The sequence below is a fragment of the Enterococcus sp. DIV1537a genome, assembly GCF_051712085.1.
In the GTDB taxonomy this organism is placed as follows: domain Bacteria; phylum Bacillota; class Bacilli; order Lactobacillales; family Enterococcaceae; genus Enterococcus; species Enterococcus faecalis.
This window is the reverse complement of sequence record NZ_JBIOOE010000001.1, coordinates 2,552,823-2,577,625: the sequence shown is the minus strand read 5'-3', so window position 1 is coordinate 2,577,625 and position 24,803 is coordinate 2,552,823. Positions and strand designations below refer to the sequence as shown.

Sequence of the window (24,803 nt, the reverse complement as noted above, 5' to 3'; positions counted from 1 at the left end):
GCTTTTCAAATAGTGTTTCTCAGCAATAAGAAGAAGCTGCTCCTGTCCCGCAGTTTATCTTAAGGTTTAAGTCTAGGAAGGTAAGTCATTTCGACTTATGTCCTAGGCTCTTTTTAATTAATAGAATCGAGAGGCTCCCTTGATTTCTCTGCCACTATCCTGTATATTCGAAAGTAGTTAGGAGTGGTTTATCTGAAAGGTCAAATCAGAAAAGCGTTAAGCGGTTTTTATTATGTATACGCAGATGGAGAAACATATCAAACAAGAGCGCGAGGGAATTTTCGTAATCGAAAAATTACGCCACTCGTGGGAGATGAAGTACTTTTTGAAAGCGATAATTTAACAGATGGTTATGTGTTGGAAATTTTACCAAGACGAAATGAATTAGTGCGCCCGCCTGTTGCAAATGTGGATCTAGGTGTGGTTGTCATGAGTATGGTTTCGCCAAATTTTTCGTTTAATTTGTTGGATCGTTTCTTAGTCAGCTTAGAGTATAAGGATATAGAACCAGTTATTTATTTAACGAAAGTTGATCTATTAGATGAGCCGCAACGTCAAGAAGTCACTGAAATTAAACAGATTTATGAAGCGTTAGGTTATGCGGTGATCGCTTCGGAAGACGTAGAAGCCACCAAAGAATTAGAACGCTTTTTCCCAGAACGGTTGACTGTTTTTATGGGACAATCAGGCGCTGGAAAATCAACATTGTTGAATCAAATTTCACCAGAATTACAACTAGCAACTGCGGAAATTTCCCAATCTTTAGGACGGGGCAAGCATACGACCCGTCACGTGGAATTGATTCCGTTATACGACGGTTTGGTTGCTGATACACCAGGATTTAGTGCCATCGATTTCTTGGAGATGGAAGCAGTGGAATTACCAAAGCAATTTCCTGAATTTGTTGCCGCGGCCTCTCACTGTAAGTTTCGTGAATGTATGCACCACAAAGAACCTGGTTGTGAAGTGAAACGTCAAGTGGAAGCGGGAACCATTGCGACGAGTCGTTACGAAAATTATTTACAGTTTTTAATGGAAATCGAGAATCGACGACCTGTTTATAAGAAAAAATCATAGCAAATATAAAGGGAGCGAGCCAAATGAAACTAGCACCATCCATTTTAAGTGCCGATTTTGCCAATTTAGAAAGAGATATCCGTTTAGTAGAAGAATTAGGAGCAGATTATATTCATGTTGATGTTATGGACGGTCAATTTGTGCCCAACATTACCTTAGGACCGAATATCGTTTCAGCGATTCGTCCAGTGACAAAACTACCATTGGATGTTCATTTGATGATTGTACAACCTGAAAACTATATCAATGCCTTTGCGGAAGCCGGTGCGGATATTATTACCGTCCATCAAGAAGCAACACCCCATATTCATCGTGCCTTACAAATGATTAAAAATGCGGGTGTGAAAGCTGGCGTAACCATCAATCCTGGGACACCACTTTCGATGATTGAAAATGTATTAGACTTAGCAGACCAAGTCTTGGTAATGACTGTCAATCCAGGCTTTGGCGGACAATCATTTATTGAAAACTCACTAGAAAAAATTGCTCAATTAAAAGAATGGAAAGAAACAAAAGGATACACCTATGAAATTGAAGTCGATGGCGGGATTGTTCCTGAAACTGCCGCACGCTGTAAAGAAGCTGGTGCGGAAGTGTTTGTTGCAGGCTCCTACATTTATAATGCTGAAAATCCTCAAGAACGAATCGATGCACTGAGAGCAGTGCTAGACAAATGAGTCGTGTCTTACTGGTAGCTGGCGGCAATCCAAGTGATTGGCCAACCATTGAACCAGCTACGTATGATTATTTCGTAGGTATTGATCGCGGCTGTCTCCATTTATTAGAGGCCGATTTACCGTTACAATTAGCGGTGGGCGATTTTGATTCATTATCACGAGAAGAATACCATTTTGTCCAAGAAACTGCCGAAACACTCATTCAAGCACCTGCTGAAAAAGATGATACAGACACACAATTAGCGCTTCAAGAAGCTTTACAACGATTTCCACAAGCAGAGATGACGATTATCGGTGCGACAGGGGGCAGAATTGACCACCTGTTAGCCAATCTTTGGTTACCCTTTGAACCACGATTTCAAGGCGTACTTCGTCAAATCCGTCTATGCGATCGTCAAAATAGCATCCAGTATTACGCCCCTGGTTCGTATATCGTACCGAAAGAGCCAGATAAAGAATATCTGGCCTACTGCTGTTTGACGCCTGTAGAAAACTTGACGCTACGACGCAGTAAATATTTATTAACCAATCAAGATGTTCCTTACCCAACATCGTATGCAAGTAATGAATTTATCGAAGAAGCCGCTGCTTTTTCCTTCGATGCAGGGATGATTGCGGTTATTCAAAGTAAAGACAAGTAAAAAGAGGTTGGACCTTCATCAATGCGATGAAGGTCCAACCTCTTTTTTTATGCAATAAAAAAAGCCGAACAACGAACGTCCAGCTTTGCTTATTTAAGTTTATTAAACACGTTCGATTTTACCAGATTTCAAAGCACGAGTTGACACCCAAACTTTTTTAGGTTTACCATCGATTAATACGCGAACTTTTTGTAAGTTAGGTTTCACAGTGCGTTTTGTTGAGTTCATCGCATGTGAACGGTTATTACCACTTGAAGTCTTACGACCAGTGAAGTAACATACTTTTGCCATTTTAAGTTTCCTCCTTTGCCTTGATCTTGGAGCGATAATATTCAGCTCATACTAACTTAATTTATCATATTAGGCACTGATTTGCAAGAAGATTTTTTTCTATGATTTGACTTTAGCAATCAAAAAGAGTAAATTAAAATCTTGCTAGAATGTTCACTTAGAAGTGGAAGAATGAAAATATCTGACGAACTTCCTTTTAATTAAAGGCTGGATATGATAAAATGTTATGGAAGAAAATAGGGCGAATGTGCTCTTATAAGGAGGCTTTCATCAATGGCTGTAAAAATTCAAACACCCGCAGGTACCATTGAGATTACCAATGATGTGATCGCTACAGTAGTTGGCGGAGCTGCGACAGATATTTACGGAATTGTCGGAATGGCAAGCAAAAATCAAATTAAAGATAACTTAAACGATATTTTACGTCGTGAGAATTACTCACGTGGTGTCGTTGTTCGTCAAGAAGACAACGGAATCGCAGTGGATGTCTACACGATTGTTAGTTATGGTACAAAAATTTCTGAAGTTTCTCGTAACGTCCAAGAAAAAGTAAAATATAATCTTGAAACATTATTAGGTGTCACTGCGAATTCAGTTAACGTTTTTGTTCAAGGAGTTCGTGTATTACCGGATTAGAGGTAGTGTACTGTCAACGATGCAATTGCACAAGGAAGTCGTGTGTTGCCGTTAGCGGTAAATCTGAAGGAGGATTTTTTAGGTGAATGTAACAGAAATCAGCGCAGGTCAGTTCCAGGAAATGGTCCAGGCAGGTGCGACTCGTCTGCACACAAATGCAGAATATGTCAACTCATTAAACGTTTTCCCTGTACCCGATGGTGATACAGGAACAAATATGAACTTATCAATGACCAGTGGTGCAAAGGCTGTGGCCGATTCTCGCTCTGAAAAAGTAGGAGAATTAGCAGGTGCGTTATCCAAAGGGTTATTAATGGGTGCTCGTGGAAACTCTGGGGTTATTTTATCTCAATTATTCCGCGGCTTCTCAAAACAAATTCCTGAGGTTACAACATTAAATGCCAAAGACTTGGCCGCTGCCTTTACACATGGTGTAGAAACAGCGTATAAAGCAGTGATGAAACCCGTTGAAGGAACAATCTTAACTGTTTCTCGTGAAGCGGCGCGTTCTGGTGAACGTAAAGCGAAAGAAACAGATGATTGTATCGAAGTTATGACAGCTGTTGTAGCAGGTGCTAAACGTGCCTTAGCGAAAACACCTGATTTATTACCTGTCCTAAAAGAAGTCGGCGTTGTAGATAGTGGGGGTCAAGGACTACTATTTATCTATGAAGGATTTTTAGAAGCGCTTAGTGGTGAATTTTTACCAACTGAGACGTATGAACCAAGTCCTGCCGAAATGGACGAAATGGTTAATGCTGAACATCATCGTGGTGTTAGTGGCCACGTTGCGACAGAAGACATTAAATTTGGCTATTGTACAGAAATTATGGTTCGTATCGGCGAAGGCCCAACCGTGGACAGCGCTTTTGATTATGAAACATTCAGAAACTACTTAAATGAATTAGGCGATTCTCTATTAGTCGTTAACGATGACGAAATTATCAAAGTTCACGTACACACTGAGCATCCAGGTGAAGTGATGAACTACGGCCAAAAATTTGGTTCGTTAGTAAAAATAAAAGTAGACAATATGCGTTTACAACATGAAACGTTAGTTGAACGCGATGCTCAGCAAGAAGCGTTGACTGAAAAAGTTCGCGTACCGTTTGCTGTGATTGCTATTGCAGCCGGTGAAGGCGTTCAAGAATTATTCCGAAGTTTAGGTGCAAGCTACATTATTAGTGGTGGCCAAACAATGAACCCAAGTACGGAAGATATTTTAAAAGCAGTCAAAGAAGTGAATGCAGAGCAAGTCATTATCTTACCAAACAACAAAAACATCTTTATGGCGGCTGATCAAGCAGCAGAAGTTGCCGATGTACCAGTAGCGGTTGTTCCATCTAAAACCATTTCTCAAGGAATGACAGCAATGTTAGCTTTCAATGATCAACAATCATTAGAAGAAAACAAAGCAAGTATGACGGAAATGTTAGACAGCGTTGTGAGTGGTCAAGTAACCACAGCTGTTCGTGACACAACCATTGATGACGTTGAAATTAAAAAAGATGACTTCTTAGGAATGATTGATGGTAAAATCGTCGTTTCTGAAGCAGATCGTTTTAATGCATCATTAGACACGTTGAACCGCATGATCGATGAAGACACTGAAATCGTGACAATTATTGTCGGCGAAGATGGTTCGGTTGAAGAAGCTGAAAAGCTAATCGCTATTTTAGTTTCTGAAAACGATGAACTAGAAACAGAACTTCATGAAGGTGGACAACCTGTGTATCCATACTTATTCTCAGCAGAATAGGTTTTCGTGATGAAAAAATAAAAACGAATAGGCTGGTTCATTAGTTAGGGCTAATGAACCAGCCTATTTAATGAATGATCCATTTTTTTGCGTATATTAATGAGGAGGGGATTTTATGGACATCACAGATTTAGTCAGCGTATTGCCCGGTGTTGGCCCAAAACGTGCTGAAAATTTACAAGAACTGGGGATTGCTACAATTGAAGACTTATTGACGTATTATCCCTTCCGCTACGATGATATCCAAGAAAAGGATTTAAGTGAGATTCAGGATCAGGAAAAAGTTACGCTAAAAGGGCTAGTGGTTTCGGAAGCAGTCGTTAGTCGGTACGGTTATAAAAAGAGCCGGTTAACGTTTCGAATGATGCAGGAACATGCGGTCATTAATGTTTCCTTCTTCAACCAACCTTTTTTAAAAGACAAAGTAGTTCTTTCCGAAGAAATTGCTGTTTATGGCAAGTGGGACGCCAAGAGAAAATCATTAAATGGCATGAAAATCTTAGCTTCTAAAGGAGACAATGAAGATTTCGCCCCCATTTATCATGTGAATAAAAAAGTCCGCCAAAGCACGTTGGTTCAGTTAATCCGCACTGCTTTTGAAGAGTATGGTTCACTGATTGAAGAGATTTTACCGAATGATTTATTAGAAAAGTACCGCTTGATGCCTAGAAAAGAAGCAATGTGGGCGATGCATTTTCCCGGTAATCCAGAAGAAAGCCATCAAGCCAAACGGCGAGTAGTCTTTGAAGAGTTTTTCCTTTTTCAACTTAAAATGCAAGGACTGAAGAAACAAGAAAAAGCGGAAAAAAATGGCTTAGCCATTCAATATGATGTGGATTGCTTAAAAACGTTCACCCAAGGACTGCCGTTTGAATTGACAGGCGCCCAAAAAAAAGTGACCAATGAAATTTGTCGAGACTTACGAAGTCCGAAGCATATGCAACGATTGCTTCAAGGTGACGTGGGGAGTGGGAAAACGGTAGTGGCTGCGATTGCGCTATACGCCACCATGACCGCTGGCTTTCAAGGGGCGTTAATGGTTCCGACTGAAATTTTAGCGCAACAGCACATGGAAAGCTTACAGCAGTTGTTTGATCCATTAGAAGTTCGAACGGCCTTATTAACAGGTTCCACCAAAACGAAAGAACGTCGTCTAATTCTCGAAGAACTGGCCAATGGCGAGATTGACATTGTGGTAGGGACCCATGCTTTGATACAACAAGATGTCTGTTTTCATCAATTAGGTTTGGTAATCACCGATGAGCAACATCGTTTTGGTGTGAATCAGAGAAAAATATTAAGAGAAAAAGGCTTAAAACCAGATGTTCTATTTATGACGGCCACTCCGATTCCTCGAACGTTAGCAATTACAGCCTATGGCGAAATGGATGTATCAATCATTGATGAAATGCCAGCTGGACGGATTCCAATCGAAACACGTTGGATTCGGCCGCCGCAGTTAGATACTGTTTTAGAATGGATGGAAAAAGAGCTGGCTCGAGGACATCAAGCCTATATTATTTGTCCATTGATTGAAGAATCAGAAGCCTTAGATGTGAAAAACGCAACAGAAATTTTTGAACATATGCAAAGCTTTTATTCCCCAAGATATCAAGTGGGATTACTACATGGTAAAATGAAAAACCAAGAAAAAGATGACATTATGCAGGAGTTCAAAGACAATCAGCTGCAATTATTGGTTTCTACCACCGTTATTGAAGTTGGCGTGAATGTACCAAATGCCACGGTGATGTTAATTATGGATGCGGACCGGTTTGGGTTAGCACAGTTACATCAGTTACGGGGCCGTGTTGGGCGTGGCTCCAGTGCTTCTTATTGTATTTTAGTAGCCAATCCGAAAAATGAAATGGGCGTTGAGCGTATGAAAATCATGACAGAAACCACCAATGGTTTTGTCTTGAGTGAGCGTGATTTGGAACTTCGCGGACCTGGGGAAGTGTTCGGTGCACGGCAATCAGGGGTGCCTCAATTTGCGGTAGGAGATATCGTGACGGACTTTAACATTTTAGAAGTTGCGCGCCAAGAAGCAAGTGCCCTATGGCAAGTGAAAGAATGGTGGCAATATCCTGCTTATCAAGGCTTAGCCAATCGAGTGAAACCCCAAGATGAGGCAGCCCAATTTTTCGATTAGAAGAGGTAATTTTTGAAGCCAGAAAGTAAAAGCCAATGCGTATTTCTTTGAAAAAAATATGTTATACTTGTTAGGAAACAAAAAAGTAGGAGGGAATCACTCATGAAAATTGCTGTAGATGCAATGGGTGGAGATAACGCCCCACAAGCAATTGTTGAAGGGGTTATGCTAGCCAAACAAGACTTCCCAGACATTGAATTTCAATTATATGGAAAAGAAGCCGAAATAAAAAAATACATCACCGATGAAAAAAACATTACGATTATTCATACCGATGAAAAAATTGCTAGTGACGATGAGCCAGTTAAAGCAATCCGTCGTAAGAAAACTGCTTCCATGGTTTTAGCAGCGCAAGCAGTTAAAAATGGGGAAGCCGATGCGATTTTTTCTGCAGGCAACACCGGAGCGCTATTAGCAGCGGGTCTGTTCATTGTCGGCCGCATCAAAAATGTGGAACGTCCCGGTTTGATGTCAACTTTACCTGTCATGGGAGAACCAGACAAAGGGTTTGACATGTTAGATTTAGGAGCCAATGCAGACAATAAACCAGAACATTTGGTTCAGTATGCCGTTTTAGGTTCATTCTATGCTGAAAAAGTTCGGAACGTTCAGAATCCTCGTGTCGGTCTATTAAATAACGGAACTGAGGAAACAAAGGGCAGTGAATTAACGAAAAAAGCCTTCGAATTGTTAGCAGCAGATGAAACGATTAATTTTGTCGGAAACGTTGAAGCACGAGAATTATTAAATGGCGTAGCTGACGTGGTGGTGACAGATGGCTTCACAGGAAACGCCGTTTTAAAATCCATCGAAGGCACAGCTATGAACATGATGAGCTTGCTGAAAACAGCGATTCTTTCTGAAGGTGTCAAAGGAAAAATGGGCGCCTTATTATTAAAGAATGCGTTGCGTGGCATGAAAGACGAAATGGACTACTCAAAACATGGGGGAGCGGTTTTATTTGGCTTAAAAGCGCCAGTCATTAAAACGCATGGGGCCACGGGTCCTGATGCCGTCCGCTACACCATTCGTCAAATTCATACAATGTTAGAAACCCAAGTTGTCCCACAATTAGTGGAATATTATGAAGGCAAAGTAGAGTAATTTGCAATTGTCTTGACATCAGTTTGTTACTCAAATGAAAAAAAGATGGACAAATACCCAAATTGTGAGTACAATGTATCTTAGCGTTTTAGTAAAAGAAAGAACCTTTTTTCAAAAGCAGTGGAGGTGAATACAGTTGACTCGTGAAGAAGTACTTCAAAAAGTAGCGAAGATTATCTCAAACCACTTTGATATTGAAGCGGATCAAGTAACAGATCAATTAAACATTAAAGATGATTTGAACGCTGACTCAATTAGCGTAATGGAGTTTGTTTTAGAACTTGAAGATGAATTTGGAACAGAGATTTCAGATGAAGATGCAGAAAAAATTGAAACAGTTGGTGCCGCTGTAGATTATATTGTGAGTAATTCATAAAAAATAATAAGACAAAGTCGATTGACATTCGTGTTGATCGACTTTTTTTGCGTACATAATGGTTATTTTATTAAGCAATAAGGCTATTTTTACACATATTTTTGTAAAAAAAATCATACATGTAAAAAAATAACTGCGAAAAAAGTTATTTTATCTTGCTTTTTATGGAATAATTCTATAAAATTATGAAAAAACAATGAGCTGTAAATTAACATTGATAAAAATTAGAAAGTGCTATCATTAAATATTAGTTAATTTATATAATGTTTTTGAAAGGACGTAAGGGGTGCGTATGGATGCAAGGAAATGAACAATTACTAGAGGTTTCAGGATTAGAAACAGCATTTAGAATCAAAGATGATTATTATAATGCCGTCGATGATGTTTCATTTGAATTGAAGAAAAATGAGATTCTGGCAATCGTCGGAGAATCTGGTTGTGGAAAAAGTACCTTAGCAACAACGATTATGGGCTTACATGATCCCAATCATACCAAAATTACTGGGGAAATTTTATACAACAATTTAAACTTAACTACGTTTAATGAAACATTGTACAACAAAGTCAGAGGAAACGATATTGGGATGATTTTCCAAGATCCGTTGTCTGCACTGAATCCGCTCATGCGAATTGAAGACCAAATTAAAGAAAGTCTAACGTATCATACCAAAATGACCGCACAACAAAAACAAGCACGGGCCATTGAACTGTTAGATCAAGTGGGGATTCCCAACCCAGAGCGTGTCGGGAAACAGTATCCTCATGAATTGTCTGGCGGCATGCGCCAACGGGTGATTATTGCCATTGCAATCGCGTGTAAACCACCGATTTTAATTGCAGATGAACCAACAACGGCCTTAGACGTTACCATTCAGGCACAAATTCTCGATTTGTTAAAAGATTTACAAGAAGAAACAGGGAGCGGCATTATTTTAATTACCCATGACTTAGGTGTAGTTGCGGAAATGGCTGATCGTGTAGCGGTTATGTATGCGGGTCAGTTTGTAGAAGTAGCCACTGCTGAAGAATTGTTTAGTCATCCGAAACATCCATATACACGTTCCTTACTTCAGTCCATTCCCCAAGAGAATTCAGATGAAGAAGAACTTCATGTGATTGAAGGGATTGTTCCTTCGTTAACCAAATTACCTAGAAAAGGTTGTCGGTTTGCCCCACGAATTCCTTGGATTGATGCATCGGAACATGAAGAAAATCCAACATTACATGAAGTTGCACCGAATCATTATGTTCGTTGTACATGTTATAAACATTTTCATTTTAGAGACGGGGAAGGGGAAGCGTAATGACAGAAATTATTCAAATTAAAGATTTAAAAGTTCATTATCCAATTCGCAGCGGCTTCTTCAATCGAATCACTGATCATGTTTTGGCGGTTGATGGTGTGGATTTCATGATTGAACAAGGTAAAACGTATGGGTTAGTTGGTGAATCGGGTTCTGGAAAATCAACGACAGGAAAAGCAATTATTGGTTTAGAAAAAATTACAAATGGTGAAATTATTTATCAAGGACAAGATGTAACCAAGCCGCGAAGTCGAAAAGCGATCGGATACAACAAAGATGTCCAAATGATTTTCCAAGATTCGATGTCAAGTTTAAACCCTAAAAAACGAGTACTAGATATTATCGCCGAACCAATTCGAAATTTTGAACGGTTAAGTGACCAAGAAGAAAAGAAAAAAGTCAAAAGTTTGTTGGATATTGTGGGGATGCCAGAAGATGCGTTGTACAAATATCCTCATGAATTTTCTGGTGGGCAACGCCAACGTTTAGGCGTCGCCCGAGCGGTGGCTACCAGCCCCAAATTAATTATTGCAGATGAACCTGTTTCAGCACTGGATTTATCTGTGCAAGCACAGGTATTGAATTTTATGAAAAACATTCAACAGGAATATGGGTTAAGTTACTTATTTATTTCCCATGATTTGGGCGTAGTTAAACATATGTGTGACAACATTGCCATTATGTACAAAGGCCGTTTTGTAGAAATCGGTACACGCCAAGATATTTACACTAATCCACAACACATTTATACCAAACGCTTACTTTCAGCAATTCCTAAAATTGACGTAGCGAACCGAGAAGCTCACAAAGAAGAACGAAGAAGAGTTGAGCAAGAGTATCGGGAAAATCATAAAGACTATTATGATGAAAATGGGCGGGTTTATAACTTACATGCGATTAGTCCAACCCACCAAGTAGCGTTAAAAAATGGAGGTGCTGAATAATGTGGAAAACAATTTTACGCCGTTTGTTATTGATGATTCCGCAAGTGATTATTTTAAGTGTCTTGATTTTCCTGTTGGCTAAAATGATGCCAGGTGATCCGTTTACAGGATTGATTAATCCGAACCAAGACCCGAAAGTGATTGAAGCCATGCGCGAAGCTGCCGGGTTAAATGATCCTTGGTACGAACAATATTTCCGTTGGATTGGCAATGCCTTACATGGAGATTTTGGTCATAGTTTTATCTTTAAGTTACCTGTGTCCACGCTCATTGCTGGTCGGGTGGGGAATACGATTGCATTGGCCGCTGTGTCAGTTATAATCACGTATTTAATCGCCATTCCTTTCGGTTTAATTGCTGGCCGTTACCAAAATTCATGGTTTGACAAAATGGTGGTTATCTACAACTTCTTCAGTTTTGCCGTGCCATTATTCATCTTTGCCTTGATTATGCTCTTTATTTTTGGGTATCGCTTAGACTGGTTCCCAACGAGTGGAACCGTGACTGTTGGTTTGGCTGAGGGAACGTGGCCGTATTATTTAGATAAACTGAAGCATTTAATTTTACCAGGGGTCACTCAAGCGTTGCTAGGGACAGCGGTCACTATTCAATATTTGCGCAGTGAAGTGATTGATGTTAAAAACATGGACTTTGTTCGGACTGCTCGTTCAAAAGGAGTGCCAACGAATAAAATTTTTAATCGACACATTTTTAGAAATGCAGCATTACCAATTGCCTCTCAATTAGGTTATGAAATTACTGCTTTGATTGCCGGATCAGTCGTTATTGAAAAGATTTTTGCTTTCCCAGGAATTGGAAAATTATTTATTGATAGTATCATTCAACGTGACTATTCCGTTATTACCGCTCTCGTGTTGATTTTGGGATTGGCAACCCTTATCGGAACCTTAATTTCTGATATTGTAATGAGTATTGTTGATCCAAGAATTCGAATTCAGTAGAAAAAACACGAAGAAAGGGTGATAAAAATGGAATTGACAGAAGAAAAAAGAGAAGAAGTCTTACAAGAAAGTATTCCACCAATGGGCTTTCGGATGATTGCGCGAGAATTCGTCAAAGAAAAAATGGCGATGTTTTCTTTAATCCTTTTGGTCATTATCTTATTAGCCGTTTTTATCGGTTCGTTAGTGTTAGACCAAAGTGCCGTTATGCATGTAAGTATTTTAGATAAATATGCGGAACCAGGTACCGTTACAATGAATGGCACCAAGTTCATTTTAGGTGCCGATGAAGGGGGTCGTGATGTTTTAGGACAATTGATTATCGGGGCTAGAAACTCTATTTTAATCGGTTTTGCCATTACGATTATTACGTCTATTATCGGGGTCGGTTTAGGGATTATTTCCGGTTATTATGGAGGCATGATTGATAATATTTTGATGCGTATCGTGGATTTTATTATGATTTTGCCAATTATGTTAATTATTATTGTGTTCGTTTCCGTGATTCCTAAATATAGTATCTGGTCCTTTATTTGGATTATGTGTGCGTTTTATTGGGTTGGAAAAGCGCGGTTGTTCCGCAGTAAAACGTTATCTGAAGGGCGCCGAGATTACGTTAGTGCCTCTAAGACAATGGGAACAAGCGATTTTAAAATTATGTTTCGAGAAATTATGCCGAATTTAAGTTCATTAATTATTACGAACTTAACGATTAATTTCGCGGCCAATATCGGGATCGAAACAACGTTAACTTTCTTAGGCTTCGGGTTACCACAAAGTGTCCCAAGTTTAGGAACCTTAATTGGCTACGCCAGCAGTGGGGATGTATTAGTCAATAAACAATGGGTTTGGTTACCTGCATCAATTCTAATTTTAGTCTTGATGTTAAGTATAAACTATGTTGGACAAGCATTTAAGCGCTCAGCAGATGCACGACAACGATTAGGCTAATTAGCCAAAAAATGAGGGAGGAAAAGAGATGAACAAGAAACGGATTTTAGGTGCAATCACGTTAGCTTCTGTGTTAGTATTCGGGTTAGCTGCATGTGGTGGCGGCAATAAAGGCGGGGGCAATAAAGCAACGGAAACAGAAGACATTTCAAAAATGCCAATCGCTGTTAAAAATGATAAAAAAGCAATTGATGGCGGGACATTAGATGTCGCTGTAGTTATGGATACACAATTCCAAGGACTTTTCCAGCAAGAATTTTATCAAGACAACTATGATGCACAATACATGCTTCCAACGGTACAGCCATTATTTAACAATGATGCAGACTTTAAGATTGTCGATGGGGGTCCTGCGGATCTGAAATTAGATGAAGATGCCAATACAGCAACCATTAAATTACGTGACAATTTGAAATGGTCTGACGGTAAAGATGTGACGGCAGATGACGTGATTTTCTCTTATGAAGTCATTGGTCATAAAGACTATACAGGGATTCGTTATGATGATAACTTTACGAATATTGTTGGCATGGAAGACTACCATGATGGTAAATCGCCAACCATTTCTGGCATAGAAAAAGTCAATGATAAAGAAGTTAAAATCACTTATAAAGAAGTTCACCCAGGAATGCAACAATTAGGTGGCGGTGTTTGGGGTTCAGTTTTACCAAAACATGCCTTTGAAGGAATTGCTGTTAAAGACATGGAATCAAGCGATGCAGTTCGTAAAAACCCTGTGACTATTGGACCATACTACATGAGTAATATTGTGACAGGTGAATCTGTTGAATACCTACCAAATGAGCATTACTACGGTGGCAAACCTAAATTAGATAAATTAGTGTTCAAATCTGTTCCTTCTGCGAGCATTGTAGAAGCGATGAAAGCGAAACAATACGATATTGCATTATCAATGCCAACAGATACGTATCCAACATACAAAGATACTGAAGGGTATCAAATCTTAGGACGTCCCGAACAAGCCTACACGTATATTGGCTTTAAAATGGGTACGTTTGACAAAGAAACAAATACAGTGAAATACAATCCAAAAGCTAAAATGGCAGATAAAAGCTTACGTCAAGCCATGGGCTATGCAATTGACAATGATGCAGTCGGCCAAAAATTCTACAACGGCTTACGAACAGGGGCAACAACGTTAATCCCACCAGTCTTCAAGAGCTTGCATGATAGCGAAGCGAAAGGCTATACGCTTGATTTAGACAAAGCGAAAAAATTATTAGATGATGCTGGTTATAAAGACGTAGACGGCGATGGCATTCGCGAAGACAAAGAAGGCAAACCACTAGAAATCAAGTTTGCTTCAATGTCAGGCGGCGAAACTGCACAACCACTTGCTGATTACTATGTCCAACAATGGAAAGAAATTGGCTTAAACGTAACGTATACAACAGGACGCTTAATTGATTTCCAAGCATTCTATGACAAATTGAAAAATGATGATCCAGAAGTAGATATCTATCAAGGCGCGTGGGGCACAGGTTCAGATCCTTCACCAACCGGCTTATATGGTCCAAACTCAGCCTTTAACTACACACGTTTTGAGTCAGAAGAAAATACTAAATTACTTGATGCGATCGATTCAAAAGCATCATTTGATGAAGAAAAACGTAAAAAAGCCTTCTACGATTGGCAAGAGTATGCCATTGATGAAGCATTTGTAATCCCAACGCTTTACAGAAATGAAGTCTTGCCTGTCAACGACCGTGTAGTTGACTTTACTTGGGCAGTTGATACGAAAGATAATCCATGGGCAACGGTGGGTGTCACTGCGGAAAAACGTTAAACAACGTTCCGCTGATTTAATAGAGATAGAACGAGGTCGGGACAGAAGTGTTTAACTCCGAGAAATAAGGAGGAGTTGCTTCTGTTCCCGCGGTTTATCAGTTTTTGAGCGTGGCGCAAAAATCCAAAGTGATTTTTGTCCCACGCTCTTTCTATCTCTTACGTAAACAAACGCTTTTATCTCAGTCATAGCCCTATTTATTTATTTTTTTCTAAAAAATAATGAGAACACAGTGAATAACAGGCTTTTTCTGAATAGAACCATTTAAAAAAAGTGAAAAAAAAAGTATAATGAAACAAGGTGTAAATAAATGTAAAGGAATGTGGAGAATGGACAATCAGTTAACAACAGAGTTAAAAGAACGTTACGGCATTGTTTTCCATGATGTCAATCTATTAGAGCAAGCTTTTACTCATTCATCCTATGTGAATGAGCATCGCTATTTAAAATTATCCGATAATGAACGTCTTGAATTTTTAGGAGATGCAGTTTTAGAATTAATTGTTTCACAATATTTGTATTTAAAATTCCCAGAACTTCCAGAAGGAAAATTAACGAAGATGCGCGCAGCCATCGTTCGGGAAGATAGTTTAGCCAAATTTGCGAAAGAATGTCACTTCGACAACTACATTTTATTAGGTAAAGGAGAAGAAGCATCGGGCGGACGAACACGTGCATCATTATTATGTGACTTATTTGAAGCCTTTTTAGGTGCCCTCTACTTAGACCAAAAAGTTGGCGCAGCCAAGAAATTTATTGAAGACGTTATTTTTCCGAAAATTGATGCCGGTGCTTTTTCACATGAGATGGATCACAAAACACAATTACAAGAAGTTTTACAACGCAAAGGCGATGTTTCAATTGAATATCGCTTAATTAAAGAAGAAGGCCCTGCTCATGACCGCACCTTTTTCACTGAAGTTTACATGAATGGTGAACTCATTGGGTTAGGCCAAGGAAAATCGAAGAAGTTAGCTGAACAGGATGCCGCTGAGCGGGCACTGAAAAGTATTCCTCAGTAAGGCTGGAAGGAGCAATATTCGTGTATTTAAAACGAATTGAAATTACAGGATTTAAATCATTTGCAGATAAAACCATTATTGAATTTGAAGATGATGTGACAGCAGTGGTTGGTCCGAATGGAAGTGGGAAAAGTAATATCACGGAAGCTGTTCGCTGGGTATTAGGTGAACAATCTGCGAAAAACCTTCGCGGTGGCAAAATGAACGACATTATCTTTGCCGGTTCGGAAGGTCGTAAGCCGCTAAATATTGCGGAAGTTACCGTGACTTTAGACAACAGCGACCATTATTTAGCATTGGATTATAGTGAGATTAGTGTCACCCGTCGTTTAAAACGAACGGGCGAAAGTGACTTTTTTATTAATAAACAAGCGTGCCGTTTAAAAGACATTCAAGATTTATTTATGGATTCAGGGTTAGGCAAAGAATCTTTTTCAATTATTTCACAAGGGAAAGTTGAAGCGATTTTTAATAGTAAACCTGAAGACCGTCGAGGGATTTTTGAAGAAGCAGCGGGCGTTTTAAAATACAAACAACGAAAGAAAAAAGCTGAACAAAAGCTTTTCGAAACTGAGGACAACTTAAGCCGTGTCCAAGATATCATTTACGAGTTGGAAGACCAATTAGTTCCTCTAGCCGCCCAAGCAGATGCGGCTAAAAAGTATTTAGCTTTGAAAGAAGAACTTACCGAAATTGATGTCAATTTAACTGTGATCGAAATTCAAGAAGCAAAAGCTATTTGGGAAACGAAAACGCAAGAATTAACAGCCATTGAAGAAAAGTTAGCTGGCGCAAGTAAGCAAGTCCATGACCTAGAAGGCAAATTGGTACGTTTACGAAGCAAGCGCAATCGTTTAGATGAACAAATTGAAACGGAACAACAACAATTATTACAAGTGACAGAAGCGTTGAAACAAGCAGAAGGACAAAAAAATGTTTTAATTGAACGTTCCAAACACACCTCCCAAACGGCAAGCGAATACGAAGAGACATTGGCAGAAACGGCCGAAAAAATTGTTCGCTATCGGGAAGAATTGCAGACGCTGGAAACAGCAATCGCAGAAAAAACGGCACAACGTCAGACGTTAAAAGAAGCATTGGCTTTGGCAACGAAAGATGTGGAAAAATATAGTAAGTCTTCTAAAGAATTGATGGAAGAATTGCGCAGTCAGTATGTGGAAGTCATGCAAGAACAAGCCAATACAGCCAATGACTTAAAATATTTAGAACGACAATATCAACAAGAAACAGCTAAAAATCAACAATCGCTAGCAAAACACGAAGCGCTAGAAGAACAGATGGTTGAAGCTCTCGCAATGAAAGAGACGCTAGAAAAAGAGCAAAAAGTCGCAAAACAAGGCTTACAAGAACAACTGGAAGAATACACCGGGTTGAAAGCAACGCTTGAAGCCAAACGTGAACGATTAGCACAGCGTCAAAACGATATGTACCAAGCGATGAATCAAGTGCAACAAGCGAAGGCACGCCAAAAAAGTTTGCAAGAAATTCAAGAAAATTACGCTGGCTTCTATCAAGGCGTGAAAGCTGTATTGCGTCACAAAAACCAATTAACTGGGATTGTTGGCGCAGTGGCTGAGTTAATTGAAGTGCCTAAAGAATATACGTTGGCGATTGAAACGGCCTTAGGTGGTGCGGCACAACATATTGTTGTGGAAAATGAGAAAGATGGTCGAGCAGGCATTACCTTCCTAAAACAACAACACAGTGGCCGGGCAACCTTTTTACCATTGACTACCATTAAGCCGCGCTCTGTATCGGCGATGGTTCAGAATCGTTTGGCTGGTGCACCGGGCTTCGTGGGGATTGCCAGTGAATTAGTTCGTTATCCAGAACAAGTACAAACCGTTATTCAAAATCTCTTAGGCGTCACGATTTTAGCGGCAGATTTAACGAGTGCCAACCAGTTAGCAAAATTAGTCAATTACCAATATCGTGTTGTCTCATTGGAAGGCGATGTGATGAATCCTGGCGGTTCGATGACTGGGGGAGCCAATAAACGTGGCAACCAAGGAAGCCTATTTTCACAAGCGCAAGAACTTCAAACAATTACTGAACAAATGACTCAATTAGAAACACAACTAAGAAGTGTAGAACAAGAAGTCCAAGCGCTCTCGCAAGAAGTGAAAACAGCCACGGAACGTGCAGAAATGTTGCGCTCTGCTGGTGAACAAAATCGTTTAAAACAACAAGAAATTGACAATAAATTAGCCAATCAAACAGAAACGATTACTCGTTTAACAAAAGAAAAACGTCTGTTTGAATATGAATCACGGGAATTGCATCAATTCTTAACCGAATATCAAACGAAAAAAGCCACATTGACAGAGCAACAAGCAAACTTAACGGCAACGAAAGAACGTTTAGATGCTGAAATGAAACAAGTGGAACAAGAAGCTAGCCAAATGGAAACCTTTAAAGCCCAAGCGCAAGAACGCTTGACGACAGTTCAAGCAGAACAAGCAGTAGCGGCGGAACAATGTGCCCATTTTGCTCGTCAAAAGCAAGACAAACAAGAACAATTGGACGAATTGTTGATTCGAGAAACGGCCATCCGTCAACAGCTACAACAATTAAGTAGCCATTCTAGCGATCACCAGTTAACCGAAGAAGGCTTAGCGGCACAAGTCGCGCAATTAGCGGAGAAACAAACAGCGTTGCAAACGTCTTTACAAACGGCACGTAGTCAACGACAAGCGTTGCAAGAAGAAGTAGACGAGTTAGATACAAAATTAGCGGAAGAAAACAAACGCCAACAACAGTATTTAGCAGATAAAACACAAATTGAAGTCCTAAAAAATCGTGCAGAAATGCAATTAGATAGCTCATTAAGTTACTTACAGGAAGAATACAGCTTAACCTTTGAAGCTGCCTATGAAGCGTATTTCCCAATCGATGATTTAGCGCAAGCACAGCAAACAGTGAAACGCCTAAAACAAGAAATTGAGCGGTTAGGACCTGTTAACTTAAGTGCCATCGAGCAATTTGAACAAGTCGATGAACGCCATCAATTTTTAGTCAGTCAACGAGATGATTTATTAAATGCGAAAGAACAATTATTTGAAACCATGGATGAAATGGACCAAGAAGTGAAAGAACGGTTTAAAGAAGTCTTTGAAGCAATTCGTGGCCAGTTCAAAGTGGTATTTCCTAATATGTTTGGAGGCGGACGGGCAGAACTGGTGCTAACCAATCCAGAGGATCTCTTGAATACAGGGATTGAGATTGAGGCGCAACCACCAGGGAAAAAATTACAACATTTAAGCTTGTTGTCTGGAGGCGAACGGGCATTAACGGCGATTGCGTTACTCTTTTCAATTATTCGTGTTCGACCAGTTCCGTTCTGTATTTTAGATGAAGTAGAAGCAGCTTTAGATGAAGCCAACGTTGCTCGTTTTGGCCATTATTTAAGCGAATTTGAAGATGGCACACAGTTTATTGTGGTGACACATCGTAAAGGGACAATGGAAGCCGCAGATGTTTTATATGGCGTGACTATGCAAGAATCTGGGGTTTCAAAAATCGTTTCAGTTCGCTTGGAAGAGGTCAAAGAAGGTGGCGCAATTGAAAAAAGCAATTAGCCAGAAGCAAGGAGGAGCGAACGTTTGATAAAATTAGTTGCTATTGATTTAGATGGAACATTATTAAATAGCCAAAAAGAGATTTCTTTACGGAATAAACAAGCACTGATGGCTGCGAAACAAGCAGGCGTGAAAGTTGTTATCTGCACAGGTCGACCTTTGGCAGCTATTGGTCCTTACTTAGAAGAATTAGGTTTACAAGATGAAGGCGATTATAGCATTACTTTTAACGGCGGGTTGGTTCAAAAAAATGATACAGGGGCCATTATTGAGAAAACATTGATGCCCTTGGAAGCGATTCATGAGCTGTACCAATTAGCAACCACACTCAACATGCCGTTTGATGTCTTATCCGATGAGGTCGTGATGCAATTGCCTTCTGCACCTAATTATCCTTCAATTTATAGTTCTCTAAACAAATTATTAACCTTTGAGTCCTACAAATTAGAAGAGTTAACCCCGAATCGAATTTATAATAAAGTTGTTGTTGCGATTGATGAAGCGTATTTAAATGAACGCATCAAGGAAATTCCGGCCTCTTTTTATGAGCGCTTTGAAATTATTAAAACGCGAAATAACTTATTAGAATTTATGCCAAAAGGGATTACGAAAGCCTATGGTATTTCCTTGTTAGCCAAAGATTTAGGAATCCGTGCGGAAGAAATCATGACCCTAGGGGACGAAGAAAATGATTTACCGATGATTGAATACGCTGGCTTAGGTGTCGCCATGGCAAATGCGATTCCATTAGTTAAAGAAGCTGCAGATGTCGTTACAGACACGAATGACCAAGATGGCGTTGCCAAAGCGGTCGAAAAATATATTTTAATGCCGTTGGAAGGAGGCCAATAAGAATGGGATTTTTTGATAAAATTAAAAAAGCTTTTTCCGCTGAAAAAAAGGAAGAAGAAAAACAAGAGATTGTTGAAGAAACAGTAGACGAAACACCTAGTGATGAATCAGCGCCTGCTGAATCAAAAGAAACCGCAGCAGAAGAGGCGCAAACAACGCCAGAAACGACAGCGGAAGAAGTCGCAGAAACAGCCGATTTAACAGATAACGCTGAAATGGAAAAATTAGCTGGCGTAGAAGAAGCATTAGAAGAAGAGCCAGAAGAAATCTTGACAGAGGAAACACAAGAAGTTGTTGTGGAAGCGCCTGAGGAAGAAAGTAGTGTCGTGACTCCGTTGACAGAACCAACAGACACGCAGGTTTCAGAAGAAATTGAAGAGTCGAAAGAAGAGCAAGTCCAAGAAAAATATGAAAAAGGCTTGGAAAAAACACGTAAAACATTTGGTCAACGGTTGAACGAATTGTTTGCTAATTTCCGGAGCGTCGATGAAGATTTCTTTGAAGAATTAGAAGAAACGTTAATTGGTGCAGACGTAGGCTTTGATACATCCTTAAAAATTACAGAAGCCTTGCGACAAGAAGTGAAACTGCGAAATGTGAAAAAACCAGCTCAAGTTCAAAATACCATCATTGAAAAAATGGTTGATTTGTATGAAGAAGCAGGAATTAATGAAAATAATGCGATTAACTTACAGCCAAATGGCTTAACCGTGATTTTATTTGTTGGTGTTAATGGAGTTGGTAAAACAACCAGCATTGGTAAATTAGCCCATCAATACAAGTTGGAAGGAAAGAAAGTTTTAATGGCCGCTGCCGATACGTTCCGAGCGGGCGCCATCGATCAATTAGTTGTTTGGGGTGAACGGGCTGGCGTTGAAGTTGTGCGTGGGAATGCTGGCGGCGACCCAGCAGCGGTCGTTTTCGATGCAGTGGAACGTGCCAAGGCAGAACAGGCCGATGTTTTGCTAGTGGATACAGCAGGTCGTTTACAAAATAAAGTCAACTTAATGAAGGAATTAGAAAAAATTAAACGAGTCATTCAACGAGAAATTCCAGATGCGCCTCACGAAGTTCTCTTAGTCGTGGACGCAACTACTGGGCAAAATGCGATGACACAAGCCAAACAGTTCAAAGAAACAACCGATGTCACTGGCTTAGTTTTAACCAAACTAGACGGAACAGCCAAAGGTGGTATTGTCATTGCTATTCGGAATGAATTACACTTGCCAGTGAAATTAGTTGGTCTAGGTGAAGGCATTAACGATTTAGAACCATTCAATGCCAACGATTTCGCAATGGGCTTATTTAAAGGCTTATTAAAAGATGTTTAGTTGTAGAAAATAAACAGGTTTGGGAAGAACGTGGGACAGGAGTATTTAGCTTCAAGAATGAAGAAGCTACTCCTGTCCCGCCGTTTATTTTAGGATTGGGACGGATGTTCTAAGTTCTTCCTAAATTGTTTCTGAAAAAAATGAAGGAGTGAGGGAGAAGATGACAGAACAAATGTGGATTGAGAAGTTAGGATTAGAAGCGCATCCTGAGGGCGGTTATTTTAAACAAACCAATAAAAGTGAACAATTGATTCCGACCAAACGAGGCGAACGGGCGTTGCATACAGCGATTTTATTTCTATTAAATACAGAAAGTCCGTCACATTTTCATCGTTTAAAAGCGGATGAATTATGGTTTTTTCACGATGGTCAGCCGTTAACCGTTCACTGTATTTTTCCTGATGGAACATATCAAGCTGTTCAGTTAGGGAAAGACTTAGTTCAAGGGCAACAGCTTTCGTTCTCAGTTCCTGCCGGCACAATCTTTGGCTCTACAGTAGCGACAGGATTTGCGTTAGTCAGTTGTGTGGTTACACCAGGCTTTGAGTTTGAAGACTTCGAGTTATTTACTCAAGCGGAATTGTTAAACGATTATCCACAACATAGTGAAATCATTCAGCACTTGGCTTATCGAGAATTACCTTAAGAAAACGTTTTAGTAACATTTCTTTTATGAATATGCTAGTATAAATCAAACAAGCTTGTTGATTTTGTCGCAACGCACACTTAGCTGTCGTAGATGATTAAAAGAAAGGGATGAATCACATGGGCACAATGGTTTTTGTTAACTTCCCAGTAGCGGATGTCCAACGTTCTACAGCATTTTATGAAAAACTTGGATTCAAAAAGAACGAGGAATTTTCAACAGAGGAAGCTAGTTCGATGATGTGGGATGATCAATTTTGGATTATGTTGTTGAACCATGATTTTTATGGAAAATTTATCCAAGAAAAGCAAATTATTGATGCGCAAACAACCAGTGGAGCATTAATTTCCTTTAGTTTAGAGAGTGCCGAAGCCGTAAAACAGTTTGGCGAAACCGCCAAAGCTAACGGAGGCAACTGTTACCGAGTTGATATGGGAATACCAGAAGAGCAAATGTATGGCTTAGAAGTGCAAGATTTGGATGGCAATAGCTTAGAACCTGTCTGGATGAAGATGTAAAAAGAGCCGCAAAATCTCTACAGATTTTGCGGCTCTTCTCCTACAAAAAACTATTGTAAATTATTGGCATTAGTAGCTTCAACGCCATAAGAATCAGCTACTTTTTTCAAGCTAAATCCTTTTCCGTAGACTTCACTTGCACTCATTGAAATCAAAAAGGCTTCTTCATCAATCTCAAGAATGGCTTCTTTTAAGCGGGGAAAATCTTTTTCACGAATGACGGTCATTAAGAGCATGCCTTTCGCGCTTCGATAACCGCCTTCGATTGGCACCAAGGTCACACCTTTATCTAGTTCACGTAATAAGCGTTCTTGAATAGCGACATATTTTGGTGAAATAATCATCACATTCTTCGAGCGAACCAGGCCAACTTGAATCATGTCAACGACACGACCAATTGTAAATAAACAAATTAAAGAGAATAACACAATATCTGCATTAAAAGCGTACATTGCTGATAAAATGACTAAACCATCGACGAATAAAATAGCAATACCTAAGGAAACTTTGAAGTATTTATTGACAATTTGTGAAATGATTGCTGTACCACCAGTTGAGGCATTGCCACGGAAAACCAAGCCTAGGCCAGCACCTGTAATAATACCGCCAAATAATGCTGCTAGAAAAATATTATGTGTTAAAACAGGCATCCCCGAAGTAATTCCTACAAAAAATGGATAAATAAGACTGCCATAAATGGTTTTGACACCGACCTCTTTCCCAAGAAGTAAGAAACAAAGCACTAAAAGAGGAATATTGATGGCGTAAAGAACAATGGCGGGACTAATCCCGAAAACATAATTAATAACAATACTAATGCCATTGGCTCCGCCTGCGACAAGTTTATTTGGCAATAAGACCGCATTGATTGAAATGGCCAAAATGAATGCACCGACTGTTACATAGGCGGTGTCTTTTAAACGTTGGGCTGTAAAAAATTTGTTCATAAAATACCTCCAATTATTTATTAGTTTAGTGAATGATGACATAAAAAAAGACAGAACATGAGAGACAAGCCTAATCGACTTATGTCCCACACTCTAAATCTTCAACTAATCAACTGAACACTTTTTCCTTATACTAACATGAAATACGACAAGAAAACATAGTGAACAAACAATTTTTTGGAAAAGAGGTCGGGACAGAACCGTTTAGCTCCGAGAACCAAGTAGGTACTGATTAACATCTATTTGCTTTGCAAATAGTGTTTCTCAGCAATAAGAAGAAATTTCCGAAAATTGCTCTTTAATTTTTGGAGACCAAGTAGGTATTGTTCATCATCGAATCACTACGTTCTTCGTGATTCTCAACAATTTCGGCTTATTTCCGAAGGACCTTCACCAAGTAGGTACGATGATTTCATCTGTTCATGCTTCACAGTGAAACATCGCAACTCTTAGAGCTGTAGCTCTTTTGAAGGCTTTACTGTGACGAGACGCATGTCGAGAAAACACCTTAGAAGTTGTTGTGATCGAAGCAACGCGTAGTGTTGGTTCTGTTCCCGCCGTTTATCATGTTTTGAGCCCGGAACAAAAATCCAAAGTGATTTTTGTCACAGGCTCAAAAAAGTCAAAAAGCGGCCAGCCCAAATAGCTTCATGATGTTGGATAATTTGTGCCGCGGTTAAATGTCCATTATCCAAGGTGGAAGTGGTTTTCGGTGTCATCAAACACGTATAGCCTAAACCATGAGCCACCCGAATTGTAGTGTCCACACAAAACTCGGTTTGGACACCAGCAATTTCTAACGTTTGAATGGCTTGTTCCGTCAATAAATCATTTAAATTTGTTTGGTAAAAGGCATTCGCATGTGTTTTGCGGATGAAAAAATCTGTAGGTTGTGCATCCAGTTTTTCAAAAAGTTGCCAAGAGTCTGAGCCAAAAGGTAATTCGGTTTCTTCATGTTGAACAAAAATAATGGGCGCATGGTGTTGGCGGTAGACAGCAATACGCTGATTGACTTTATCCAACACTGCTGGTAGACGGTACAATTGCTGCGTCGGACTTTCGATGCCTTTTTGAAAGTCAATTAAAAGTAATGCACGATTTTTCATGAGCAATCCCCACTTTCTATAAACTAGTTGTTTTCAGTATAACGGAAAAAGGCGCTCTCTAAAAGTGTCTCGAAAATTCCCAAGCGAACGTTCAAAAAAAC

General features: G+C 39.6%; 22 protein-coding genes. 19 read left to right on the top strand and 3 right to left on the bottom strand.

Going from position 1 to position 24,803, the window contains the following annotated elements:
- Positions 1–183 precede the first annotated feature (183 nt).
- The 3 genes from rsgA to IGJ41_RS12645 are packed head-to-tail and all read left to right on the top strand — an operon-like array spanning position 184 to position 2,395.
- Positions 184–1,077, top strand: a complete 894-nt coding sequence (rsgA, locus tag IGJ41_RS12655) for a ribosome small subunit-dependent GTPase A (protein ID WP_002359046.1) — start codon at positions 184–186, stop codon at positions 1,075–1,077.
- Between the two features lie 23 nt (positions 1,078–1,100).
- The gene (gene rpe / locus IGJ41_RS12650; RefSeq protein WP_002354925.1) at positions 1,101–1,754 is read left to right on the top strand and encodes a ribulose-phosphate 3-epimerase; all 654 of its coding nucleotides are present in this window, start codon (positions 1,101–1,103) and stop codon (positions 1,752–1,754) included.
- Positions 1,751–2,395 (top strand): thiamine diphosphokinase, encoded by a 645-nt coding sequence (locus IGJ41_RS12645; RefSeq protein ID WP_002361010.1) that lies wholly within the window; start codon positions 1,751–1,753, stop codon positions 2,393–2,395. The genes rpe and IGJ41_RS12645 overlap by 4 nt, the downstream gene beginning before the upstream one ends.
- Positions 2,396–2,497: 102 nt before the next feature.
- Here the strand turns inward: IGJ41_RS12645 and rpmB are convergent, their stop codons facing one another.
- A complete protein-coding gene (rpmB, locus tag IGJ41_RS12640) occupies positions 2,498–2,686 on the bottom strand; it encodes a 50S ribosomal protein L28 (RefSeq protein WP_002354928.1) in 189 nt (62 codons plus the stop codon).
- A gap of 273 nt (positions 2,687–2,959) precedes the next feature.
- On the opposite strand from rpmB, the gene IGJ41_RS12635 reads away from it, so the two are divergent.
- From IGJ41_RS12635 to IGJ41_RS12560, 16 genes are all read left to right on the top strand, one after another.
- Complete coding sequence (locus tag IGJ41_RS12635; RefSeq protein ID WP_002354933.1) at positions 2,960–3,322, top strand: Asp23/Gls24 family envelope stress response protein; 363 nt, start codon at positions 2,960–2,962, stop codon at positions 3,320–3,322.
- An 82-nt stretch (positions 3,323–3,404) separates the two neighbouring features.
- Positions 3,405–5,081: a DAK2 domain-containing protein gene (locus IGJ41_RS12630; RefSeq protein ID WP_002354936.1), complete on the top strand. Its 1,677-nt coding sequence runs from the start codon at positions 3,405–3,407 to the stop codon at positions 5,079–5,081.
- Between the two features lie 115 nt (positions 5,082–5,196).
- Entirely contained in the window at positions 5,197–7,233 is a 2,037-nt protein-coding gene (gene recG / locus IGJ41_RS12625; protein ID WP_153853915.1) for an ATP-dependent DNA helicase RecG, read from the top strand.
- 102 nt (positions 7,234–7,335) lie between these two features.
- On the top strand, positions 7,336–8,337 hold the full coding sequence (gene plsX / locus IGJ41_RS12620) for a phosphate acyltransferase PlsX (protein ID WP_002395966.1): 1,002 nt from the start codon (positions 7,336–7,338) through the stop codon (positions 8,335–8,337).
- Between the two features lie 136 nt (positions 8,338–8,473).
- The gene (acpP, locus tag IGJ41_RS12615) at positions 8,474–8,713 is read left to right on the top strand and encodes an acyl carrier protein (protein WP_002354939.1); all 240 of its coding nucleotides are present in this window, start codon (positions 8,474–8,476) and stop codon (positions 8,711–8,713) included.
- 263 nt (positions 8,714–8,976) lie between these two features.
- On the top strand, positions 8,977–10,017 hold the full coding sequence (opp2D, locus tag IGJ41_RS12610; protein WP_002367425.1) for an oligopeptide ABC transporter ATP-binding protein Opp2D: 1,041 nt from the start codon (positions 8,977–8,979) through the stop codon (positions 10,015–10,017).
- Entirely contained in the window at positions 10,017–10,961 is a 945-nt protein-coding gene (gene opp2F / locus IGJ41_RS12605; protein ID WP_002354942.1) for an oligopeptide ABC transporter ATP-binding protein Opp2F, read from the top strand. Before opp2D ends, opp2F begins: the two co-directional genes overlap by 1 nt.
- Positions 10,961–11,923, top strand: a complete 963-nt coding sequence (opp2B, locus tag IGJ41_RS12600) for an oligopeptide ABC transporter permease Opp2B (protein WP_002354943.1) — start codon at positions 10,961–10,963, stop codon at positions 11,921–11,923. The genes opp2F and opp2B overlap by 1 nt, the downstream gene beginning before the upstream one ends.
- 27 nt (positions 11,924–11,950) lie before the next feature.
- Positions 11,951–12,874 (top strand): oligopeptide ABC transporter permease Opp2C, encoded by a 924-nt coding sequence (gene opp2C, locus IGJ41_RS12595; RefSeq protein WP_002365358.1) that lies wholly within the window; start codon positions 11,951–11,953, stop codon positions 12,872–12,874.
- A gap of 28 nt (positions 12,875–12,902) precedes the next feature.
- On the top strand, positions 12,903–14,681 hold the full coding sequence (gene opp2A, locus IGJ41_RS12590; RefSeq protein ID WP_002354945.1) for an oligopeptide ABC transporter substrate-binding protein Opp2A: 1,779 nt from the start codon (positions 12,903–12,905) through the stop codon (positions 14,679–14,681).
- A 329-nt stretch (positions 14,682–15,010) separates the two neighbouring features.
- Entirely contained in the window at positions 15,011–15,703 is a 693-nt protein-coding gene (rnc, locus tag IGJ41_RS12585; protein WP_002354946.1) for a ribonuclease III, read from the top strand.
- Between the two features lie 20 nt (positions 15,704–15,723).
- Positions 15,724–19,302, top strand: coding sequence for a chromosome segregation protein SMC (gene smc, locus IGJ41_RS12580; protein ID WP_173963713.1), 3,579 nt, complete (start codon positions 15,724–15,726; stop codon positions 19,300–19,302).
- A 24-nt stretch (positions 19,303–19,326) separates the two neighbouring features.
- Positions 19,327–20,154 (top strand): Cof-type HAD-IIB family hydrolase, encoded by an 828-nt coding sequence (locus tag IGJ41_RS12575; RefSeq protein ID WP_010827829.1) that lies wholly within the window; start codon positions 19,327–19,329, stop codon positions 20,152–20,154.
- Between the two features lie 2 nt (positions 20,155–20,156).
- Positions 20,157–21,485, top strand: coding sequence for a signal recognition particle-docking protein FtsY (gene ftsY / locus IGJ41_RS12570; RefSeq protein WP_002383251.1), 1,329 nt, complete (start codon positions 20,157–20,159; stop codon positions 21,483–21,485).
- Between the two features lie 160 nt (positions 21,486–21,645).
- Complete coding sequence (locus tag IGJ41_RS12565; RefSeq protein WP_002381091.1) at positions 21,646–22,131, top strand: cupin domain-containing protein; 486 nt, start codon at positions 21,646–21,648, stop codon at positions 22,129–22,131.
- Positions 22,132–22,250: 119 nt separating this feature from the next.
- Positions 22,251–22,649, top strand: coding sequence for a VOC family protein (locus tag IGJ41_RS12560; RefSeq protein ID WP_002354951.1), 399 nt, complete (start codon positions 22,251–22,253; stop codon positions 22,647–22,649).
- Between the two features lie 50 nt (positions 22,650–22,699).
- Here the strand turns inward: IGJ41_RS12560 and IGJ41_RS12555 are convergent, their stop codons facing one another.
- Together IGJ41_RS12555 and IGJ41_RS12550 are read right to left on the bottom strand one after the other, a co-directional pair.
- Entirely contained in the window at positions 22,700–23,596 is an 897-nt protein-coding gene (locus IGJ41_RS12555) for a YitT family protein (protein WP_002365354.1), read from the bottom strand.
- A 605-nt stretch (positions 23,597–24,201) separates the two neighbouring features.
- Positions 24,202–24,702 (bottom strand): cysteine hydrolase family protein, encoded by a 501-nt coding sequence (locus IGJ41_RS12550; RefSeq protein ID WP_153853912.1) that lies wholly within the window; start codon positions 24,700–24,702, stop codon positions 24,202–24,204.
- Positions 24,703–24,803 lie beyond the last annotated feature (101 nt).

Excerpts from the sequence above, each read along its gene's own strand:
- recG (WP_153853915.1), top strand. The coding sequence starts at position 5,197 with ATGGACATCACAGATTTAGTCAGCGTATTGCCCGGTGTTGGCCCAAAA.
- IGJ41_RS12635 (WP_002354933.1), top strand. The coding sequence starts at position 2,960 with ATGGCTGTAAAAATTCAAACACCCGCAGGTACCATTGAGATTACCAAT.
- IGJ41_RS12645 (WP_002361010.1), top strand. The coding sequence starts at position 1,751 with ATGAGTCGTGTCTTACTGGTAGCTGGCGGCAATCCAAGTGATTGGCCA.
- IGJ41_RS12565 (WP_002381091.1), top strand. The coding sequence starts at position 21,646 with ATGACAGAACAAATGTGGATTGAGAAGTTAGGATTAGAAGCGCATCCT.
- opp2A (WP_002354945.1), top strand. The coding sequence starts at position 12,903 with ATGAACAAGAAACGGATTTTAGGTGCAATCACGTTAGCTTCTGTGTTA.
- opp2D (WP_002367425.1), top strand. The coding sequence starts at position 8,977 with ATGTTTTTGAAAGGACGTAAGGGGTGCGTATGGATGCAAGGAAATGAA.
- rpe (WP_002354925.1), top strand. The coding sequence starts at position 1,101 with ATGAAACTAGCACCATCCATTTTAAGTGCCGATTTTGCCAATTTAGAA.
- IGJ41_RS12560 (WP_002354951.1), top strand. The coding sequence starts at position 22,251 with ATGGGCACAATGGTTTTTGTTAACTTCCCAGTAGCGGATGTCCAACGT.
- rpmB (WP_002354928.1), bottom strand. The coding sequence starts at position 2,686 with ATGGCAAAAGTATGTTACTTCACTGGTCGTAAGACTTCAAGTGGTAAT.
- opp2F (WP_002354942.1), top strand. The coding sequence starts at position 10,017 with ATGACAGAAATTATTCAAATTAAAGATTTAAAAGTTCATTATCCAATT.
- opp2B (WP_002354943.1), top strand. The coding sequence starts at position 10,961 with ATGTGGAAAACAATTTTACGCCGTTTGTTATTGATGATTCCGCAAGTG.
- IGJ41_RS12550 (WP_153853912.1), bottom strand. The coding sequence starts at position 24,702 with ATGAAAAATCGTGCATTACTTTTAATTGACTTTCAAAAAGGCATCGAA.
- rnc (WP_002354946.1), top strand. The coding sequence starts at position 15,011 with ATGGACAATCAGTTAACAACAGAGTTAAAAGAACGTTACGGCATTGTT.
- opp2C (WP_002365358.1), top strand. The coding sequence starts at position 11,951 with ATGGAATTGACAGAAGAAAAAAGAGAAGAAGTCTTACAAGAAAGTATT.
- plsX (WP_002395966.1), top strand. The coding sequence starts at position 7,336 with ATGAAAATTGCTGTAGATGCAATGGGTGGAGATAACGCCCCACAAGCA.
- ftsY (WP_002383251.1), top strand. The coding sequence starts at position 20,157 with ATGGGATTTTTTGATAAAATTAAAAAAGCTTTTTCCGCTGAAAAAAAG.
- IGJ41_RS12555 (WP_002365354.1), bottom strand. The coding sequence starts at position 23,596 with ATGAACAAATTTTTTACAGCCCAACGTTTAAAAGACACCGCCTATGTA.